Source organism: Bradyrhizobium australafricanum (genome assembly GCF_020329495.1).
Taxonomy (GTDB): Bacteria; Pseudomonadota; Alphaproteobacteria; order Rhizobiales; family Xanthobacteraceae; genus Bradyrhizobium; species Bradyrhizobium australafricanum.
On sequence record NZ_JAGKJL010000036.1, the window covers coordinates 46,137 to 66,186 of the forward strand.

Annotated in this window: 19 protein-coding genes; 8 read left to right on the top strand and 11 right to left on the bottom strand. The window is 65.5% G+C overall.

Going from position 1 to position 20,050, the window contains the following annotated elements; translation table 11 throughout:
• Positions 1-41: 41 nt before the first annotated feature.
• Entirely contained in the window at positions 42-428 is a 387-nt protein-coding gene (locus J6525_RS28050; protein WP_225162692.1) for a RidA family protein, read from the top strand.
• Between the two features lie 124 nt (positions 429-552).
• On the opposite strand, the gene phaR is transcribed toward J6525_RS28050, so the two are convergent.
• Positions 553-1,143: a polyhydroxyalkanoate synthesis repressor PhaR gene (phaR, locus tag J6525_RS28055; RefSeq protein ID WP_016841133.1), complete on the bottom strand. Its 591-nt coding sequence runs from the start codon at positions 1,141-1,143 to the stop codon at positions 553-555.
• 312 nt (positions 1,144-1,455) lie between these two features.
• Between phaR and J6525_RS28060 the strand changes: the two genes are divergently transcribed.
• The 3 genes from J6525_RS28060 to yddG all read left to right on the top strand — a co-directional run bounded on the left by J6525_RS28060 (position 1,456) and on the right by yddG (position 4,587).
• Positions 1,456-2,634 carry an acetyl-CoA C-acetyltransferase gene (locus J6525_RS28060; RefSeq protein ID WP_225647080.1) on the top strand — a complete coding sequence of 393 codons (1,179 nt, stop codon included), beginning with the start codon at positions 1,456-1,458 and terminating at the stop codon, positions 2,632-2,634.
• Positions 2,635-2,802: 168 nt separating this feature from the next.
• Positions 2,803-3,528 carry an acetoacetyl-CoA reductase gene (phbB, locus tag J6525_RS28065; protein WP_016841131.1) on the top strand — a complete coding sequence of 242 codons (726 nt, stop codon included), beginning with the start codon at positions 2,803-2,805 and terminating at the stop codon, positions 3,526-3,528.
• A 186-nt stretch (positions 3,529-3,714) separates the two neighbouring features.
• Complete coding sequence (gene yddG, locus J6525_RS28070; protein WP_092083093.1) at positions 3,715-4,587, top strand: aromatic amino acid exporter YddG; 873 nt, start codon at positions 3,715-3,717, stop codon at positions 4,585-4,587.
• 97 nt (positions 4,588-4,684) lie between these two features.
• On the opposite strand, the gene J6525_RS28075 is transcribed toward yddG, so the two are convergent.
• Both J6525_RS28075 and gloB read right to left on the bottom strand, forming a co-directional pair.
• A complete protein-coding gene (locus tag J6525_RS28075; RefSeq protein ID WP_225647081.1) occupies positions 4,685-5,116 on the bottom strand; it encodes a cupin domain-containing protein in 432 nt (143 codons plus the stop codon).
• Positions 5,116-5,883, bottom strand: coding sequence for a hydroxyacylglutathione hydrolase (gloB, locus tag J6525_RS28080; RefSeq protein ID WP_225647082.1), 768 nt, complete (start codon positions 5,881-5,883; stop codon positions 5,116-5,118). Before gloB ends, J6525_RS28075 begins: the two co-directional genes overlap by 1 nt.
• A gap of 182 nt (positions 5,884-6,065) precedes the next feature.
• Here gloB and J6525_RS28085 point away from each other — a divergent pair, with 182 nt between their 5' ends.
• Positions 6,066-6,818 carry a class I SAM-dependent methyltransferase gene (locus tag J6525_RS28085; RefSeq protein ID WP_028343579.1) on the top strand — a complete coding sequence of 251 codons (753 nt, stop codon included), beginning with the start codon at positions 6,066-6,068 and terminating at the stop codon, positions 6,816-6,818.
• A gap of 220 nt (positions 6,819-7,038) precedes the next feature.
• On the opposite strand, the gene J6525_RS28090 is transcribed toward J6525_RS28085, so the two are convergent.
• Entirely contained in the window at positions 7,039-7,806 is a 768-nt protein-coding gene (locus J6525_RS28090) for a DUF4167 domain-containing protein (protein WP_225647083.1), read from the bottom strand.
• Positions 7,807-8,303: 497 nt separating this feature from the next.
• Positions 8,304-9,191, bottom strand: a complete 888-nt coding sequence (prmC, locus tag J6525_RS28095) for a peptide chain release factor N(5)-glutamine methyltransferase (RefSeq protein WP_225647084.1) — start codon at positions 9,189-9,191, stop codon at positions 8,304-8,306.
• A gap of 105 nt (positions 9,192-9,296) precedes the next feature.
• On the opposite strand from prmC, the gene J6525_RS28100 reads away from it, so the two are divergent.
• Positions 9,297-9,722: an HIT domain-containing protein gene (locus tag J6525_RS28100; protein ID WP_225647085.1), complete on the top strand. Its 426-nt coding sequence runs from the start codon at positions 9,297-9,299 to the stop codon at positions 9,720-9,722.
• Between the two features lie 241 nt (positions 9,723-9,963).
• On the opposite strand, the gene J6525_RS28105 is transcribed toward J6525_RS28100, so the two are convergent.
• From J6525_RS28105 to J6525_RS28120, 4 genes are all read right to left on the bottom strand, one after another.
• Positions 9,964-10,662, bottom strand: a complete 699-nt coding sequence (locus tag J6525_RS28105) for an ABC transporter ATP-binding protein (protein WP_225647086.1) — start codon at positions 10,660-10,662, stop codon at positions 9,964-9,966.
• Complete coding sequence (locus J6525_RS28110) at positions 10,659-12,515, bottom strand: branched-chain amino acid ABC transporter ATP-binding protein/permease (RefSeq protein WP_225647087.1); 1,857 nt, start codon at positions 12,513-12,515, stop codon at positions 10,659-10,661. The genes J6525_RS28105 and J6525_RS28110 overlap by 4 nt, the downstream gene beginning before the upstream one ends.
• A 14-nt stretch (positions 12,516-12,529) precedes the next feature.
• Complete coding sequence (locus J6525_RS28115; protein WP_092083102.1) at positions 12,530-13,405, bottom strand: branched-chain amino acid ABC transporter permease; 876 nt, start codon at positions 13,403-13,405, stop codon at positions 12,530-12,532.
• A 115-nt stretch (positions 13,406-13,520) separates the two neighbouring features.
• On the bottom strand, positions 13,521-14,876 hold the full coding sequence (locus J6525_RS28120) for a substrate-binding protein (RefSeq protein ID WP_225647088.1): 1,356 nt from the start codon (positions 14,874-14,876) through the stop codon (positions 13,521-13,523).
• Positions 14,877-15,168: 292 nt separating this feature from the next.
• Here J6525_RS28120 and J6525_RS28125 point away from each other — a divergent pair, with 292 nt between their 5' ends.
• A complete protein-coding gene (locus tag J6525_RS28125) occupies positions 15,169-15,609 on the top strand; it encodes a hypothetical protein (protein WP_225647089.1) in 441 nt (146 codons plus the stop codon).
• A 145-nt stretch (positions 15,610-15,754) separates the two neighbouring features.
• Entirely contained in the window at positions 15,755-16,225 is a 471-nt protein-coding gene (locus tag J6525_RS28130; RefSeq protein ID WP_225647090.1) for a MarR family winged helix-turn-helix transcriptional regulator, read from the top strand.
• Positions 16,226-16,259: 34 nt separating this feature from the next.
• Here the strand turns inward: J6525_RS28130 and prfA are convergent, their stop codons facing one another.
• Together prfA and ptsP are read right to left on the bottom strand one after the other, a co-directional pair.
• The gene (prfA, locus tag J6525_RS28135) at positions 16,260-17,339 is read right to left on the bottom strand and encodes a peptide chain release factor 1 (protein WP_018269196.1); all 1,080 of its coding nucleotides are present in this window, start codon (positions 17,337-17,339) and stop codon (positions 16,260-16,262) included.
• Positions 17,340-17,396: 57 nt separating this feature from the next.
• Entirely contained in the window at positions 17,397-19,664 is a 2,268-nt protein-coding gene (gene ptsP, locus J6525_RS28140; RefSeq protein WP_028343590.1) for a phosphoenolpyruvate--protein phosphotransferase, read from the bottom strand.
• Positions 19,665-20,050: the final 386 nt, after the last annotated feature.

A 20,050-nucleotide genomic window follows, 5' to 3' on the forward strand; every position in this document is an offset into this window, starting at 1 on the left:
AACGCATCATGATCCATCAGAGAGCAGGCGAGGAGACGTCGTTGCAGTTTCACATGATATCCGGCGGCCCGAAACCGGTCGCGCCGTTCAGCCACGCGGTCGAGACGGATGGTTTCGTTTTCGTCACCGGCCAGATGCCGGATACGCCGGCCGCACCCGGCCTATTGCCCGAGGGCATCGTGGCGCAGACCCGCGCGGTGATGGAGAATCTGCGCGTGGTGCTTGCGGGCCTAGATCTCGGCCTCGAGCATATCGTGATGTCGCGCATCTATCTGACGCGCTTCAAGGAAGATTATGCGGCGATGAACGAGACCTATCGCAGCTATTTCCCGTCCGACCGCCTGCCGGCCCGCACCTGCGTCGGCGTCACCGGTCTCGCCTATGATGCGTTGATCGAAATCGATCTCGTCTGCCGTCGGCCTGCATAGACGCGCCCGCGAGGGTATGCTCGATCAGACGGCGACCGCCCGACGTCGGCGAGAGCCGCCGTCAGGACTTCAGAAGCGATGGCGGCCGGAGGTCGGCCGGGCTGGCAGCGGACCTGAACGAGACCTACTCGTCCTTCTTCGTCGGCTGCGACATGCGCTCGAGGCGTTCCTGCATGTCCTTCATCTGGCGGCGAAGATCGTCGATGTTGCCGTCATCGGGCGTGGGCTCCGGCGCCTTCTCGGCCTCGCCGCCCCCGCGTTGCGGCACGAACGGCTTGAACATCGAGAAGGTCTGCTGGAACAGCTCCATGTTGCGGCGGACCTGTTCTTCCAGCGGCGCAAACGGTGTGCCGCTCAGCGCGCCCGCGATCTGCTTGCGGAATTTTTCCTGTTCCTTGGTCAGCGTCTCGATCGACTGTTCGAGATATTTCGGCACCACCATCTGCATGCTGTCGCCGTAGAAGCGGATCAGCTGGCGCAGGAAAGTGGTCGGGAGCAGGTTCTGCCCGGCCTTGTTTTCCTGTTCGAAGATGATTTGCGCGAGCACGGAGCGGGTAATGTCGTCGCCGGTCTTGGCGTCATAGACGAGGAAATCCTCGCCTTCCTTCACCATCGCCGCGAGATCCTCGAGCGTCACGTAGGTGCTCGTCCCGGTATTATAGAGCCGCCGGTTCGCGTATTTCTTGATCGTGGTCGGTTGTTCAGATTTTGCCATGGGCTCTCACTTCAACACCGAAGAACCTGGAACCCTACGGCATCGCCGCAGGGCAAAATGCAACGCATCGCAGCAAAGGTAAGCATTTTCAAAGCGGTTCGGCTACAGTTTTGTGCTGTGCGGTTAATTCCAAAGCATAGGATTTGCTCAGGAAAGTGCCAAGGGCGTCATTTTGAGTGCGTCGCGGCGCGATTTGCCCGACAGTGCGATTGACATGTCTCAACGAGGTTTACAGGATAGCCGTCAAGAGACAGGCCCGCCAAATCGGCCGCCCGCCGTCGAGAAACCCAGCTACAACCATAGGAGATGTCCATGTCAGACGATGTCGTCATCGTCAGCGCCGCCCGCACCCCCGTCGGTAGCTTCAACGGCGCTTTCGCCACCACGCCGGCCCATGACCTCGGGGCCATCGCCATCAAGGCGGCGCTGGAGCGTGCCGGCGTCGAGGGCGGTCAGGTCTCCGAAGTCATCATGGGCCAGATCCTCACCGCCGCGCAGGGCCAGAACCCGGCCCGCCAGGCCTCGATCGCGGCCGGCATCCCGGTGGAAAGCCCGGCCTGGGGCGTCAACCAGCTCTGCGGCTCCGGCCTGCGCACGGTGGCGCTCGGCTACCAGGCGCTGCTCAACGGTGATTCCTCGATCGTCGTCGCCGGCGGCCAGGAATCCATGAGCATGGCCCCGCACGCCCAATACCTGCGCGGCGGCGTCAAGATGGGCGGCCTCGAGCTGATCGACACCATGATCAAGGACGGGCTGTGGGATGCCTTCAACGGCTACCACATGGGCAACACCGCCGAGAACGTCGCCAAGCAGTACCAGATCACCCGCTCGCAGCAGGATGAGTTCGCGGTCGGGTCGCAGAACAAGGCCGAGGCGGCGCAGAAGGCCGGCAAGTTCAAGGACGAGATCGTCCCGGTCACCATCAAGTCCCGCAAGGGCGATATCGTGGTCGACACCGACGAGTATCCGCGCCATGGCGCCACGCTCGACGCGATGGCCAAGCTCCGCGCGGCGTTCGAGAAGGACGGTACCGTGACCGCCGGCAACGCCTCGGGCATCAATGACGGCGCCGCCGCCGTCGTGCTGATGACCGCCCAGGAAGCCGCCAAGCAGGGCAAGAAGGTGCTGGCCCGCATCGTGTCGTGGGGCCAGGCCGGCGTCGACCCCAAGATCATGGGCACCGGCCCGATCCCCGCCTCGCGCGCCGCGCTGAAGAAGGCCGGCTGGAACATCGCCGACCTCGATCTGATCGAGGCCAACGAGGCGTTCGCGGCGCAGGCCTGTGCGGTGAACAAGGACCTCGGCTGGGATCCGGCCAAGGTCAACGTCAATGGTGGCGCGATCGCGATCGGCCATCCGGTCGGCGCGTCGGGTGCGCGCGTGCTGGTGACGCTGCTGCACGAGATGCAGAAGCGCGATGCCAAGAAGGGCCTCGCGACGCTGTGCATCGGCGGCGGCATGGGCATCGCTATGTGCGTTGCACGCGACTGAACAAAAGGCAGCGAGGCCGGTTAGGTGATGAAAAGATCATCTGTCAACCGCGAAGCGAGCTGATAAATAAGATGCCCGGCTTTGCGCCGGGCATTTTTGTTTCGAGGGGTTGTGAGTGCGTAGGCCGGAGTTATCCGGTTATAAAAGACGGCCAAGGAGGAAACGGACATGGCACGTGTTGCATTGGTGACGGGCGGAACGCGCGGTATTGGAGCTGCGATCAGCAAGGCGCTGAAAGCGGCGGGCTACAAGGTGGCGGCGAGCTACGCCGGCAATGACGCCGCGGCGGAGAAGTTCAAGGCGGAGAGCGGGATTCCGGTCTACAAGTGGGACGTCGCCTCGTTCGACGCCTGCGCGGCCGGCGTCAAGCAGGTCGAGGCCGATCTCGGCCCGGTCGACGTGCTCGTCAACAATGCCGGCATCACCAAGGATACCGCGTTCCACAAGATGACGGTCGAGCAGTGGAATGCCGTGATCAACACCAACCTCGGCTCGCTGTTCAACATGACGCGCCAGGTGATCGAGGGCATGCGCGCCCGCAAGTTCGGCCGCGTCATCTCGATCTCCTCCATCAACGGCCAGAAGGGCCAGTTCGGCCAGGTCAACTACTCGGCGGCCAAGGCCGGCGACATCGGCTTCACCAAGGCGCTGGCGCTGGAGAACGCCAAGGGCGGCATCACCGTCAACGTGATCTGCCCCGGCTATATCAATACCGAGATGGTGCAGGCGGTGCCGAAGGACGTGCTCGAGAAGAACGTGATCCCGCAGATTCCGGTCGCCCGGCTCGGCGAACCCGAGGAGATCGCGCGGGCCGTGGTCTTCCTCGCCGCCGACGATGCCGGCTTCATCACCGGCTCGACGCTGACCGTCAACGGCGGCCAGTATCACGCCTGACGCGAGCAGCGTCGCCGCGTCGCAGGCGCGCACAATCAAGTAGCGAATGCCCGGCCTTGTGCCGGGCATTTTCGTCTTTACAACGCAACACACGCGAAGGAAGACGTGGCCGGCCGGGACATCGGCGAGCGGCTGCAGACCGCCATCCTTTGGACAGTCATGCCGGCCACGACGGATTGAATTGAGATGACGACCCGAACTGCCACCCTTGTCGGGCTGACCGCCATCCTGATGTGGTCGCTGCTGTCGGTCATGACGGTCGCGACCGGGGCTATCCCGGCGTTCCAGCTCGCGGCCATGACCTTTGCGATCGGCGCCGCGGTCGCGTTCGCGAGCTTCCTGTTGCGCCCATCAGCCTTCGGCGCGTTGAAGCAACCGCTTGTCGCGTGGGTCGTCGGCGTCGGCGGGCTGTTCGGCTATCACGCGCTGTATTTCCTGGCGCTGCGCTTCGCCCCGCCGGCTGAGGCCGGCCTGCTCAATTATCTCTGGCCGCTGTTGATCGTGCTGTTCTCGTCGCTGCTGCCGGGCGAGCGGCTCGCGGTGCATCACATCGTCGGCGCGCTGCTTGGCCTCGCCGGCACCGTGCTGCTGTTCGCCGGCAACACCGGCGCCTTCACGAAAGAGCAGATTCCAGGCTTCGCGGCCGCCTTCGTCGCGGCGTTCGTCTGGGCGTCCTATTCGGTGATGTCGCGCCGGCTCAAGGCGGTGCCGACCGATGCGGTGGCCGGCTTCTGCCTCGCGACCGCCGTGCTTGCGGCGCTCGTGCACATGATGGTGGAGACGACGGTGTGGCCCGCGACGCCGCTGCAGTGGCTTGCCGTCGTCGCGCTCGGCATCGGTCCGGTGGGGGCCGCGTTCTTCGCCTGGGATATCGGCATGAAGCGCGGCGACATCCGCGTGCTCGGTGCCGCTTCCTATGCCACGCCGCTGCTCTCGACCGCGTTCCTGATAGCAGCGGGGTTTGCCAAGCCGAGTGCCAACATCGCCATCGCCGCGATCCTGATCGCCGGCGGCGGGTTGATCGCGGCCAAGGACATGGTGCTGAGAAAAAGAACGTAGGATGGGTAGAGCGCAGCGAAACCCATCGCCTTTGGTCCACGCGGCGAGATGATGGGTTTCGCTGCGCTCTACCCATCCTACGAAGCTACAAGAGCTCTTACGAAGCCGGCTCCCAGCCCTTTGGCGCCAGCTCGAACTTCGCGAACTCGAATCCCGGCGCGACGGTGCAGCCGACCAGCGTCCAGTCGCCGCTGCTTTCGGCGGCCTGCCATGCGTCTGCCGGCACGATCGCCTGCGGCTGCTCGCCGCGCGCCACATCCGGCCCGAGCGTGATCGAATGTGGGCCGCCGTCCTGCGCGATCCGCAATGTCAGCGGCGCGCCGGCGTAATAGTGCCACATCTCGACCGCGTCGATGCGGTGCCAACGCGAGCGCTCGCCGCGCGCGAGCAGGAAATAGATCGCGGTCGAATGCGCGCGGCCATTGGCGTCGACGCGCTCGTCGCGAAACGTCTCGCGATAATGTCCGCCTTCGGGATGCGGCTTCAGCGCAAGCTGCGCGATGATATCGGCCGCCGAGAGGTCTGCCATCACGACTTGTTCTTGCGCTCGCGGAGCTCGCCGAACACCAGCGCCGGATCGGCGCCCTTCATGTGCAGCTTCGCCGCCACCGCGGGCTCGTCGGCGCGCAGGAACACGTTGGCCTTCTTCTCGTCGCCGAGCAGCACGGGGATCGTCGGCTGGTTCTCGGCGCGCAGTTTTGTGACCTCTTCGGCCCGCTTCTGCAGGGCCGGATTGTCGGGCTCGATGGTGAGCGCGAACTTCACATTCGCCGCGGTGTATTCATGGCCGCAATAGAGACGGAAATCGTCCGGCAGCGAGCGCAGCTTCAGCAGCGAATCCCACATCATCGGATAGGTGCCTTCGAACACCCGGCCGCAGCCGATCGAGAACAGCGTGTCGGCGGCGAACACCGCCTTCTCGCCGTCGAACACATAGGAGATGTGATCGAGCGTATGGCCGGGCGTCTCGACCACGCGTGCGAGCAGGCTGCCGACCTTGATGACATCGGCATTGGCGGCGCGCAGATCGACATTGGCGATCTTGGCCGACTGGTCGTGCGGGGCGACGACGCGGCAGCCATATTTCTGCTTCAGCTCGGCGACGCCGCCGACATGGTCGCCATGGTGATGGGTGATCAGGATATCGGTCAGCGTCCAGCCTTCGCGCTCCAGCGCCTTGATGATCGGGCCGGCTTCCGGCGCGTCGATCGACGCGGTCGCCTTGGTCGCGGGATCGTGGATCAAATACCCGAAATTGTCGGTGAGGCAGCTGAAGGTGCGAATTTCGGCGGTCATGATATCTCCACGAACAAACGGGACGGACATTTCAAAGCATGATGTATTCGAAAGACCGGTATCGACTTTCCCGGGTCATGCTTTTAACGCGCCCAATATAGGGGTGAAATATGGCGTTAACGCTCCGGCGGCAATGCAATTTTCGGCGCACCTGGGCAGCAGGGGGCGTGTTAGGCTAAACCATGGACGTCATCGACCTGCGCGACTTCTATTCGCAGCGCCTCGGCATCGTGGCGCGGCAGCTGATCAACCGGGGTATCCGCGCGCGGTGGCCGAATGCGGAAGGCCAGCGCGTGCTCGGCCTCGGCTATCCGACCCCCTATCTCGGTCTGTTCCGTGAGTCCTGCGAACGCTGCATCGCCTTCATGCCGGCGGCCCAGGGCGTGCTGAAATGGCCGACCGGCCGGCCGGCGCTGGCCACCCTGATCGACGAATTCTCGATGCCGCTGCCGGATGCCGCGGTCGACCGCGTGCTGCTGGTGCACGCGCTGGAGATGTCCGATGACCCGGAGCGGCTGCTGCGCGAGGTGTGGCGGGTGCTCTCGCCCTCGGGGCGGCTGATCGCGATCATCCCGAATCGCCGCGGCGTCTGGACGCGCACCGACGCCACGCCGTTCGGCCATGGTCGGCCCTATTCGCGGGCGCAGATCACGCAGCTGTTGCGGCAGACCTGGTTCACGCCGTCGTCGTGGGGCGAGGCGTTGTTCATGCCGCCGGTGCAGGGCAGCTGGTTCCTGCGCTCGGCGATGGCGTGGGAGCGGGTCGGCGCGGCGCTGTCGATGCCGTTCGCCGGCGTGCACATCGTGGAGGCGACCAAGCAGGTCTATCGCGCGATCCCCGCGCGCCGCGAGCGCACGCAGCTGATCCCGTCATTGCGTCCGGTGCTGGTGCCGTCCTCGACGGCGACGCGCAAATCGACTCACGCAGAGTCGTGAAATTTCACCCTCCCCGGAGCAGGGCTATCGCATATGAGAGGAAATGGATTTGTCCGCGCCGTCATGGCCGGGCTTGTCCCGGCCATCCACGTCTTTCTTCGCCCGGAAACAAAGACGTGGATGCCCGGGACAAGCCCGGGCATGACGAGTTTGTGGAGCGACCGAGCTCATATGCGATAGCCCTGCTCCCCGGAGGGGGGAGGGTGGCTGCATACGTGCGTTACTCGTTGCCCGGATTGAAGTCGTCGCTCGGCGCGGGCTGCGTCGCCATGTCGGGGCGCGGGCCGTGCGGACGGCGGCGGCGGCGCGGAAAGCGCTCGCTCCGTTCGCCGCGTTCTGCGCCGCCATTATTGCCTTCATAGGCGCCGTTGACCTGTGGCTGCGCGCCGCCGGTGATGAACGAGGGCAGGCGATCGACGCCGCCGGCATCGGCCATCGCGGGCTGCGGCTGGTTCTGCGGTTGCGGCTGATATTGCGGCTGCGGACGATGTTCGCGCTCGCGGTGCTCACGCGGCTGCTGGTCGCGCTCGCGATGCTCGCGCGGCTGCTGCTGCTCGCGCTGGTACGGCTGCTGGCCGTTGTCGCGCATGAAAGGTTGCTGCTGCTGCGGCACGAAGCCCGGCTCCTGGCCGAAGCTCGAATAGCCGTCGCTGTCGTCGTCGCCGTCTTCGGTCGGGGTGACCTCGGCGTCGGGGCGCGGCGGCTGCTGATTCTGCCGGAACTGCTCCTGCGCGGCGGCGATGATCCGGTAGTAGTGCTCGGCGTGCTGGTAGTAGTTTTCAGCGGCCACCGGATCGCCGGAGGAGCGCGCATCGCGCGCAAGCTGAACGTATTTCTCGGCCACGTGGGAGGCCGTGCCGCGGATCTTGATGTCAGGTCCGTTCGATTCGTACACCCGTGTCAGGGGATTCTGGCCGCGCCGGTTATTGTTGTTATTGTTGTTGTTATTCCGGTTGCGCATCCGCTTGTTGTTCTGACCGTTTCTCATCTGTCGCCTTTTATTCCAGCCCTGAAGTTATTGCAGTCCACAGTCCGATTTCTCAGCAGTCCGATTTCTCAGAAGTCCGATTCCCAGAGTCCGATTCGGCGCGCGCCTAGGCACACGGAATCGCAATACCGTTCGAAGTGGTTTCGATGTCGCCGACCATCTCGTTCAGCAAAGTCGCGTGCAGCAAAGACGCGTTCCCCAACCGCCGGCAATCGCGCCAGCGACCAAATCATTCCGCCCGTTGAGACAGGCTCAGTTCTCGTGCGTAAGTCTTCAAGCGCAATAACAGGCTTTCGTTCGCTTGGCGGTCGAGAGCAGCACAGCTTCGGCTATTGCGCTCTATATGACCTGCGTTCCTGGAACCTTTCGATCGGCGGGCTCTGCTGAACCCTGGTCATCACCCGTAACGGATTACGGGGCCAGCACCGATGTTGTGCCCGGAACGTAGTCGTTCCCGGGGGATAATCCAAGAGGTTTTTTTTCGTTCCAATAGGACTTTATCGGGGCAGCCGGCGGGCGGAAACGGCCCTCGGGATGCCCCCCAGATCGGCCTTTGGCGGCCCCGTTAGGGATAACCCGGATGCCGTCATCAGCGCTTCAACGTCGCCGCTCTGCCCCTGTCCGACTTCCACAACCAGAAATCCTCCTGAGGTCAAAAGACCCGCAGATTGCGAAATCAGCGCGCGGTAGGCGTCGAGCCCGTCGGCACCGCCGTCGAGCGCCGTGCGCGGATCATGCGCGCGCACCTCGATGTCGAGTCCGGCGACGTCGGCCGAGGGGATGTACGGCGGATTGGACACGATCAGCTCGAACGCGCCGACGAGCCCGCGGCCGTAGTCGCACTCGATCCATGTCGTGCGATCGGCGAATCCGAGCGCGGTGGCGTTGCGGCTTGCGGTCTGCAGCGCCTCCGCCGAGATGTCGGTGGCGAAGCCATGCGCGTTCGGCAGTTCCGAGAGCAGCGCCAGCAGGATCGCGCCAGAACCGGTGCCGAGATCGGCGATCCGCAAGGCGCGCTCGGCCACCCCGTCGGCGCGCAGCAGTTCGAGTGCGCGCTCGACCACCGTCTCGGTGTCCGGGCGCGGCACCAGCGTCGCGGCGGACAGGTGCAGCGGCAGTCCCCAGAACTCCTTGACGCCGAGGATGCGCGCGATCGGTTCGCCGGCGAGGCGGCGCTGCGCGAGGTGCTCGAGGCGATCGGCTTCGTCCCTCGTCAGCGCGCGCTTCGCGCCCGTGATCATGCCGGTCAGATCGAGCCCCAGCGCGGCGCCGACCAGCAGTCGCGCATCGAGCTCGGCGGCGTCGTGGCCGGCCGCCTTGAGGCGGGCGGTGAGGCTGCGCCTGATGCTCTCGACGGTCTGGCCATGTCCTGCGGGTTCGCTCATCGCGCGTTGTTAGCCGATGGTCGATGCGGCGTCGATATCGCTTGCGCCCCGTGCGGCCGGCGCGCACGGTCAGAATCTGAACCTAGCGATCCGGAACGCGCGACCATGACGGGCTATGACGACCAGAACATCTTCGCCAGGATCCTGCGCGGCGAGGTCCCGAGCTTCAAGGTCTACGAGACCGATCGGACCTTTGCCTTTCTCGACATCATGCCGCGATCGCCGGGACATACCCTGGTGATTCCGAAGGCACCCGCGCGCGGCATCCTCGACATCGCCGAAGCCGACCTCGCCGCGGTGGCGCGGTCGGCCAAGCGCATCGCCGTCGCCGCGATGAAGGCGTTTGCCGCCGACGGCATCATCATCCAGCAGTTCAGCGAGCCCGCCAGCGGCCAGGTGGTGTTTCACCTGCACATGCATGTGATGCCGGTGAAGGCCGGCATCGCGCTGCTGCCGGCGCAGACCGTCAAGGCGGAGATGGATGTGCTCGCCGATCACGCCAGGCGGATGATCGCGGCGCTGCGTGGGTGAGCGGGTGGCCCGGTCCGACGCGGGAATGCCGTAATCCCTATCCCGAGAGGCCATGCGCAATATCGAGTTCGTCATTGCGAGGAGCTCGCGACAAAATTTGCAAAGCAATTTTGCGCTGTAGCGACGAAGCAATCCATCCATCCGCGCATGCGGACCGATGGATTGCTTCGCGGAGCCTGTCATCGGGCGCGCGTTCGCGCGACCCGTTGGCTCGCAATGACGGCGGAGAAAGTGACGCGCCCTAAACCCCGAGATAGCGCTGCAGGACATCGGGCTGCGCCTTGATCTCCTGCGCCGGCCCTTCATGGACGATGTGCCCGTTGTTGATGATGTAGATGCGCTGCGCCAGCGCGAGCGTCGCGGCGAGGTTCTGCTCCACCAGCACGATGGTCTGTCCGGCCTCGGCGAGGTCGCGGCACGCCTTCATCAGGTCGCGCACGATCACCGGCGCCAGGCCCTCGAACGGCTCGTCGAGCAGGATGATCTTGGGATCGCGCACCAAGGCGCGCGCGATCGCCAGCATCTGCTGCTCGCCGCCCGACAGGTCGGTGCCGCGGTTGCCGCGCCGCTCGCGCAGCCGCGGGAACATCTCGTAGATGCGGTCGAGCGGCCAGCGCTGCGAGGCGGTCAGGCCGGCGATCACGAGGTTCTCCTCGACGCTCAGGCTGCCGAAGATGCGGCGCTCCTCATGGACCAGCTGCATGCCGGCCTGCGCGATCTTGTGGCTCTTCCTGCCGGAGATCTCGACGCCGTCGAACATCACCGAGCCGCGGCGCGGGGTCACGACGCCCATCAGGCTCTTCAGCGCCGTGCTCTTGCCGGCGCCGTTGCGCCCGAGCAGCGCCACCACCTCGTTGCGCTCGACGCGCATCGAGACGTCGAACAGGATGTGGGAATCCCCGTAATAGCTGTTCAGTCCGTTGACCTCGAGCAGGCTCATGCAGCGAGCACTCCATGCACGCCGCCAAGATAGGCCTCCTGGACGGTCGAATTGGTCTTGATCTCTTCCGGCGTTCCCTCGACCAGCACGCGGCCCTCCTGCAGCACGGTGACGCGCTCGGCGAGCTCGAACAGCGCATCCATGTCGTGATCGATGATGATCATGGTGCGGCCCTGGCTGATCGACTTCAATAGCTTGACGGTCTCGACGCGTTCGCGCGGGCTCATGCCGGCCAGCGGCTCGTCCAGCAGCAGCAGGCTCGGCGACGTCGCCAGCGCCAGCCCGATCTCCAGCCGCCGCTTCTCGCCATAGGCGAGCTCGGACACCGGCGTATCGGGCCTCGAGGTCAGATTGACCAGCTCGAGTGTCTGCTGCACGCGCTCGGTCAGGCCGGGGATGCTGTCGATGCTGCGGAACAGGTCGAGCTTGAACTTGCCGCGCAGCGCCGACAGCGCCGCGATCACCAGATTCTCGCGCACCGTCAACCCGGCGAACAGCTGGTTGACCTGGTAGCTCTTGGTCAGGCCGAGCTGACAGACGTCGGTGACGTTCATGCCGGTGATGTCGCGGCCCTCGAACAGGATGGTGCCCGACGTCGGGTGCACCTCGCAGGTCAGCATCTTGAAGAAGGTCGACTTGCCGGCGCCGTTCGGGCCGATGATGCCGCGCAGCTCACCGTGATTGACGGTGAAGTCGATGTCGCTGTTGGCGAGCAGGCCGCCATAGCGCTTGGTCAGGCCGCGGGCCTGGAGGATCGGTCCGGACGGATTGCCGCCGGCACGAGCCGCCGCCGGCTTCGGCGCGGCGGGCGCCGTGGCGTGCCGCTCGCTTGCCACGGCGACGACCTCGGGTGCGCTCTCCTCCGGCTCCTTGGCGCCGCGCTGTCCGGTCAGGAGGCGGTACAGGTCGGCGAGGCCGCCGATGATGCCGCGGCGCAGGAAGCACACCAGCAGCACGAACACGATGCCGAGCACCAGCTTCCAGGCCGCGCCAAGCCCGAGCGCCGCCTGCAGGAAGTCCTGCAGCGACAGCCACACCGCGGCGCCGACCAGCGGCCCGAACAGCGTGCCGCGGCCGCCGATCGCGGTCTGCATCACGAGCTGGCCCGACGTATCGAAGGTGAACGCGTCGGGTGGCATGAAGGCCTGCAGCACGCCGAGCAGCCCGCCGGCAAAGCCGGCATAGGCGGCGGCGATCACGAAGGCGGTCAGCTTGTAGCCGTGGATGTTGTGGCCGACTGCGGTGGCGCGCAGCGGATTGTCGCGGATCGCGCTGAACACGGCGCCGACCGGCGAGCGCACGATGCGCAGCGCGATCACGACGCCGATGAAGTAGCACAGCGCCAGGAACTGGTAGAGCGACCAGCCGGTGGTGAAGTGCAGCGTGGTGAAGCCGAGATTGAAGCTCGGGGTCGGCACGCCCGGCAGCCCGTTCTCGCCGCCGGTGAAGTCCGACAGCGGATTGAACTCGACGAAGAAGAACACCTCGGCGATCGCCACCGTGATCATTGCGAAATAGATGCCGGTGCGGCGCAGTGCGATCAGGCCGATCAGATAGCCGGTAGCGGCGGCCGCGATCATGCCGATGACGAGCGCGAGCACGACGTAGGGAAAGCCGGCGCGCGTCAGCAGATAGGCCGCGACGAAGCCCCCGGTGCCGTAGAAGGCCGACTGGCCGAACGACAGCAGGCCGGTGAAGCCGAATAGGATGTCGAAGCCGAGGCCGAACAGGCCCCAGACCAGGATCCGGTTCACCGTGTTGGGCGCGAAGCCGAGCCACGGCAGCACGAAGGGCGCGACGATCAGTCCGGCGGCGGTCAGGAATTCGATCAGGTATGGGCGCTGTTTAAGCATCTAAATATCCGTCGTCATTCGCGGCCCTGCGTGCCGAGCAGGCCATGCGGTCTGAGCACCAGCACGAGCGTCATCGCCGCGAACAGCATGACGTAGGCGTAACCGGGGTTGAACATCGAGGTGATGCTGATGATCTCGCCGGCGATCAGTCCGCCGAGGATGGCGCCGGGAAACGAGCCGACGCCGCCGATCACCACCACCACGAAGGTCTCGACCAGGATGTCGTCGCCGACACCCGGCGTCAGCGACACCACCGGCGCGTTGATGATGCCGGCGAAGCCTGCGGCCATCGCGCCGATGCCGAACACGATCATGAAGACGCGGTAGACGTTGATGCCGAGCGAATCGACCATCACCGAATCCTCGATGCCGGCGCGCACGATCATGCCGAGCCGGGTGCGGTACAGGATCAGGAACAGCGCGCCGAGCGCGACCGCGACGATGCCGACCACCGCGAGCCGGTAGGTCGGGTAGAACAGGAAGCCGAGCGAGGTGATGCCCTGCAGCAGCGCCGGCGGCGGCACCACCTGCGACTGGCTGGTGAAGATCAACCGCACGATCTCGACGAAGCAGATGCCGAGGCCGAACGTGACCAGCAGCTGGTCCTCATGCGGGCGGTGGTAGAAGTGGCGGATGATGATCCGCTCCATCGCAATCCCGAGCACCATCACGAACAGCGAGCCCGCGATCACAGCGAGAATGAACGAGCCGGTGTAGGAATAGGCCACATATCCGGCGTAGCCGCCGATCATGAACATGGCGCCGTGGGCGAGGTTGAGCACCCCGAGCGTGCCGTAGATGATCGTCAATCCGGAGCTGATCAGCGCCAGCAGCGCGCCGAGCGCCAGTCCGTTGAAAAGTTGCGAGACGAAATTTGGCCAGTTGATCATGGCGCGCGTTCACTCAGCCGTTTTATCTGGCCCGGTCGATGGAGGATGCATTCCGAGAAAAGCGGCGCCGCGGGCCGGGTCACCCCGCCCACGGCGTCGAGTCTTCCCACGTTAATCAGGTGTAGTCGCCGAGATGGCAGCCGAACGCATCCGGTTTCTGCATCAAGCCGTCGCCGGGCACGATCTCGATCACCTCGTAATAGTCCTCCTTGTTCTTCATCTCCTTTTCCATCTTGCCGCGGACGATGACGACGGGGCGGACGCACTGGTGATCCTCGGGGCGATAGTGGACGTCGCCGACCAGCGAAGGCAGTGTCTCGCCCTTCTCATAGGCCTTGATGACGTCGGGCGGATAGAAGCTGCCGGCTTCCTCGACCATGCGCGCCCAGTGCGCGAAGCTGACATAGGCGTTCTCGGCGCCCCATTCCGGCTTGTATCCGTACTTCTTCTCGAAGGCCTCGTTGAACATCTTGGCCAGCGGATACTTGTCCTCGATGGTCCACCAATAGTCGGTCGCGGCGTAGACGCCCTGCATCAGGCCGCCGGTCTCGCGGGCGATGAACGGCACCTGGTAGGGCACCACGAGCTTCATCTTGTCGAGCACGCCGAACTGCTTGGCCTGCTGCGTCGACAGCACGGCATCGTGACCCCAGTTGACGTTGATCAGCACGTCGGCGCCGGAATTCGCGACGTTGAGCAGATAGGACGAATAGTCCGGCGCGCCGAGCGGCGAGACCTGGTTGGTGACGGTGGTCCAGCCCGCCTGGGCGAGGTAGTCCTGCATCGACTTGGTGACGGTGTGGCCGTAGGTGTAGTCCGGCGTCAGGTAGGCGGCCTTCTTGTTCTTGCCGAACTGCTTGATCAGCACCGGCGCGATCGCCGCCGCGGCGGTCTGGCCGAAGAAGTTCTGGCGGAAGCCGTAGCGCACGCAATCCTTGCCGGTGGTGTCGTTGGAGCCGGAAATGCCGCAGACGAAGATCACCTTCTCGCGCTGCGCCAGCTTGTTCAGCGCCACCGCGACCGCGCTCGACGTGCCGCCGGTGATCATCACCGCCTTGTTCTCGGAGATGAAGCGCTGCTGCGCCTGCACGGCTTCGTTCGGCTTCGCCGCGGAATCCGCGACGCCGAACTTCAGCTCCTTGCCGAGCACGCCCTTGCTGGTCTTCGGCGAGATCTTCTTGATCAGCTCGTGACCGCTGTTGATGTGCTCGATCGCGAGCTGATAGCCCTTGAGTTCATCCTCGCCCTGCACCGCATAGGTGCCGGTGCGCGGGACCGAGATGCCGATGAACGCCGAAGAGCCCGACGTGCCCGCGGGATAGGTTCCGATCGCCGGGTGGTCCTCGGCGAATGCCCGCGATGCGATCGAGGCCGGCAGCACGGTGCCGCCGATCAGGCCCGCGCCGGCTTGCAGCAAAGTGCGGCGCGAAACGTTCGGGGCGCTGCCCGGCCGAAAATCCTTGGTGCTCATCGCTCAGTATCCTCCAATTATATTGATTGTTGGCGCGCATGCTCACTCGTCGCCTGATCGGATCGATCGGCGGCACGATGCGCCGGCTGCGATGGAGCAGCCTGTCACAGCTACAATTCCCCACCGGCATATTTAGTCAATGTCACCTTTCGTCGAATCATATCGGCCTACGATAGAAATAATATCGCTCTACGATGTATCGAGGGTTTGCCGACCGGGTGCGGGTCCTGTAAGTGAGGGAGCGATGATCCAGGAGCCTTCAAGTCGCACCGGAAATGCCGGAGAGCACGCCGTGACCGAGCACGGTGGCGCCGAGCAATCGGGCAGCCTGAGCATCCGCGCGATCAACGTCCTGAAGGAGCTGGCGGTCGAGCTGCTCGACGAAGTGCCGCCGAAGGTGGGTTGGACGCCGCCGGACGACCTGTTGCGGCTGCTCACCGCGCGCCATCTCGCGACGGCGCGAAATTGCGGACGGCAAACCATGCGCGAGATCATCGCTTGGGCCGAGACGCGCGGGATAACGATCCCGTCTCCGCATCACACCGGCAAGTCGTTGTCGGAGGTCTGGGGCGATCTGGTCGCGCGTGCCTCGGCCGGGCATCTCACCAAGAGCGAGATCACCGAGGCGCTGGAGAAATCCATTCGCCGCAGGAGCCCGCGGATTCCGGTCGCCTTCCAGATCGTGCTGCTGAAAATATTGAGCTCGACCTACGATCACTGGCCGCAGCCCTGAGCTTGCCCGGCCCCGCCGCTCGATCGTCAAACCGTTGAAAACATGAGTGGAAGGGCGGCCGGTAGTATGGTGCGTCCGGCGCGGGCTTGATAGCGTTGCACGGCGTCTGCCGTCCGGCGGAGCGAGCCAGCAGCAGGACGATCGAATGCCGCAACCAAAGCAACGACGAGCACCGGCCGGCGCAACCAAACGCAAGGCCGTGGCCGCGACGGTGGACTACCGGGCGCTGGCGCAGTTTCGCTACGAGCTGCGCAGGTTTCTCGCATTCAGCGAGGAGGGCGCCCGGAAGGCCGGAATGACGCCGCGGCAGCATCAGGCGCTGCTCGGCATCAAGGGTTTCGTCGATCCCGGTCCGCCGACCGTCGGCGACATCGCCCGGTTCCTGCTGATCCGGCATCACTCCGCCGTCGAGCTGATGAACCGCATGGCAAAGCTCGGGCTGGTCAGCCGCCTTGCCGATCCCGACGACGCGCGGCGGGTCCAGCTCAAGCTGACGGCAAAGGGCGAGCAGAAGCTCCAGGCGGTCTCGAAGAAGAACATCGAAGAACTGCGCCGCGTCGCGAGCCCGGCGTTGCGCCGCTTGCTGAAGTCCTCTCCCTCTTCCGGCGAGCCATGAACGACGCATCCGCCGGCGCAAGCGGCGGCGCGCGTCAGGCCGCGGCGCCCTGCGCGGCGAGCTGCGCCGCCTGGTGCTCGGTCGTCAGCGCGTCGATCAATTCGCCGAGCGCTTCGCCCGCGATCACCTGCGGCAGCTTGTAGAGCGTCAGGTTGATGCGGTGGTCGGTGACGCGTCCCTGCGGAAAATTATAGGTGCGGATGCGCTCGGAGCGGTCGCCGGAGCCGACCTTCTCCTTGCGGTCGGCGGAGCGCGCCGCCTCGACGCGCTGGCGCTCGGCATCGTAGATGCGCGAGCGCAGGATGTTCATCGCCGACGCCCGGTTCTTGTGCTGCGAGCGGCTGTCCTGCATCATCACGACGATGCCGGTCGGCAGATGGGTGATGCGGATCGCCGATTCGGTCTTGTTGACGTGCTGACCGCCGGCGCCGCCCGCGCGCATGGTCTCGATCCTCAAGTCGGTGTCCTTGATATCGACGTCGACGTCCTCGACCTCCGGCAGCACGGCGACCGTGGCGGCCGAGGTGTGGATGCGGCCCTGCGTCTCGGTGTCGGGCACGCGCTGGACGCGGTGCACGCCGGATTCGAATTTCAGCTTGGCGAACGCGCCGCGGCCCTGCACCTCGGCGATGATTTCCTTGTAGCCGCCGACGGTGCCTTCGCTCGCCGAGATCACCTCGACCTTCCAGCCCTGCAAGGACGCGAAGCGCTCATACATCCGGAACAGGTCGCCGGCGAACAGCGAGGCCTCGTCGCCGCCGGTGCCGGCGCGGATTTCCAGCATCACGTTGCGGTCGTCCATTGCATCCTTCGGCAACAGCGCGATCCGGATCTGCTGCTCGAGCTCGCCGAGCCGCGCCTGCAGCGTTTCCAGCTCGGCTTCCGCCATGCTGCGCATTTCGGCGTCGGTCCCGGCGTCCGCCAGCATCGCCTCGGTATCGGCGAGTTCACTACGCGCAGAACGATAGAGCTTCACTGCATCGATCAGCGGGTTGAGCTCGGCGAGCTCGCGCGTGATCTGCACATAGCGCTCGGACTTGACCTCGCCGAGCAGCTCGGCCTCGAGCGAGGCATGATGGGCGAGCAGGACGTCGAGTTTGGCTTCGGGTAGCATGGCGGTATCTCGAATTGCGGAAGGTACGGAAGGGCGGCAGCGGCGACGGCAGCGTCGCTACAAGGCCAGCCCCTCGGTTTCCGCAAACTTCGTCAGCGCCGCGCGGATCGAGACGCTGCCGACCGGCGCGTCCAGCAGCGGATTGATCATCGCTTCGGCCTTCTTGGCATCGAGGTCAAGGATCAACGCCTTGACCGGGCCGTGCGCGGTTGCCGACAATGAAAGCGAACGGTAGCCGATGGCGATCAGCGCCAGCGCGCCGATCGGCTTCGACGCCATCTCGCCGCACAGCGAGGCGGCCTTCTTCGCCGCCTTGGCCTTGCGCACGATATCGCGCAGCGCGCGCAGGATCGGCGCCGACAAAATGTCGAAGCGTTCGGAGACCTTGGCATTGCCGCGGTCGACCGCAAACAGGAACTGGAACAGATCGTTGGAGCCGACCGAGACGAAGTCGACCTTCTTCAGGAGCTCGTCGAGCTGGTAGAGCAGCGCCGGCACCTCGACCATGGTGCCGATATCGATCCGCTCGGGCAGCGAATGGCCGTGCTGGCGCAGATAGGTCAACTCGCGCTCGACGATCGCCTTGGCCTGGTCGAACTCGGCAATATCCGAGATCATCGGGAACATGATCTTCAGCGCGCGGCCGCCGCCGGCACGCAGCAGCGCGCGGATCTGGCCGCGCAAAAGGCCGGGACGGTCGAGGCCGAGCCGGATCGCGCGCCAGCCGAGCGCGGGATTTTCCTCGATCACGGTCTCCATATAGGGCAGCGCCTTGTCGCCGCCGATGTCGAGCGTGCGGAAGGTGACGGGCTTGGAGCCCGCGGCATCGAGCACGGTGCGGTACAGCGCGAGCTGGTCGCTCGAGCGCGGCAGGTTCGGGCTCACCATGAACTGCAATTCGGTGCGGAACAGGCCGATGCCGGCGCTGCCGGTGTCGTCGATATGCGGCAGGTCGATGGTCAGGCCGGCATTGATCAGAAGTTCGATCGGCTGGCCGTCCTTGGTCACGCAGGCCTTGTCGCGCAGCGCCGAATATTGCGCCTGCCGCCGCGCCCGGAACCGGACGCGCTCGGCATAGGCGGATTCGATCTCGGTCGAGGGGCGGACATAGATCTCGCCGGAAATGCCGTCGACGATGATGGCATCGCCCGGATCGGCGATGCCGGGCGCGTTCGGCACCTCGCCGACCGCGGGAATGCCGAGCGCGCGCGCCACGATCGAGACGTGGGAATTCGCGGTGCCTTCCTCCAGCACCAGGCCGCGCAGCCGCTTGCGGTCATAGTCGAGCAGGGCCGCGGGGCCCATCGCGCGGGCGATCAGGATGGCGTTGTCGGGCAGCTGCTCGCGCGACGGCGCATGGTCCTGGCCGACCAGCTGCCGCATCAGGCGATGGCCGAGATCCTCGAGGTCGTGCAGGCGGTCGCGCAGATAGGGATCGGTCGAGCGCAGCATGCGCGCGCGGGTGTCGGACTGCACGCGTTCGACGGCGGCTTCCGCGGTGAGGCCGGTGGCGACCGCCTCATGCAGCTTGTGCGACCAGCCCTGGTCGTTGGCGAACATGCGGTAGGCTTCCAGCACCTCGCGGTGCTCGCCGCCGTCGGCGACGTCGCCGCGCTCCAGCATGCGGTCGAGATCGGCGCGCAAATTGGCGAGCGCAGTGTCGAGCCGCTTGATCTCCTTCGGCAGATCCTCGGCGATGTAGTTGGTGATGACGACGCGCGGCTCGTGCAGCACGACATGGCCGAGCGCGATGCCGTCGGAGAGCACCGCGCCGGTCTTGTGCAGCGAGTGCCGCGCGGCGGGCTCGGCGCCGGGCTGCGCCAGCGCGGCAAGCTCGCCGGAGGCGATCATCTCCGCCAGCACCATGGCGGTGGTCTGCAGCGCCTCGACCTCTTCCTCGACATAGGTGCGCTTGGCGCGGTTCTGCACCACGAGCACGCCGAGCGTGTTGCCGGCGCGCAGGATCGGCACGCCGAGGAACGAGTGGTAGGCCTCTTCGCCGGTCTCCGGGCGGTAGGCGAAGGCCGGATGGCTTTGCGCGTCGGACAGATTGAGCGGCGTCGCCTCGCTGGCGACGAGGCCGACCAGGCCTTCATGTGCGCTCATCACGGTGCGGTGGACGGCGTCGCGGTTCAGACCTTCGGTGGCATAGAGTTCGAGGGTGTTGTCGATGCGCAGCACGTAGCAGGAGCAGACCTCGGCCACCATGTTGGCCGCGATCAGCACCACGATCTTGTCGAGCCGCTCCTGGGCGGAGACTTGCTCCGCCATGGTCTCGCGGAGCCGTCTCAACAGGATGCGGGGGCCTCCCGACGCGCTCCGCATGTGTTTCAGTCCCTCCCCGCGAAGCCAGCGCACCGGTGCGGCCGGCCGCTGGCGCAAAACTCGTCAAAAACAACAATTTTAGTCATTCGGTGTCGCCGCTCGCCAGTTCCCGCCGATTCGCGATCACCGAAACTGTGCCACAGTTTGCGACAGCCTACCTGACTGGCCGTATAGCCAATCGAGGCTTGCTTTGCCAAGCAAAACGCCTGCCAGTAGCAAATAACGTCTGCGTCAGCCCAATGCTGCGCCCGCTAAGAGAAATTCTAACTCCGGGGCGCGGCTGGGGGACCCTCTTCCCTTCTCCCCCTTGTGGGGGAAGGTGTCCGTAGGCGTCCACAGGCCGCCGTCCCTGGAAGACGCCGATGCTGCGCATCGGCTATGCGAAG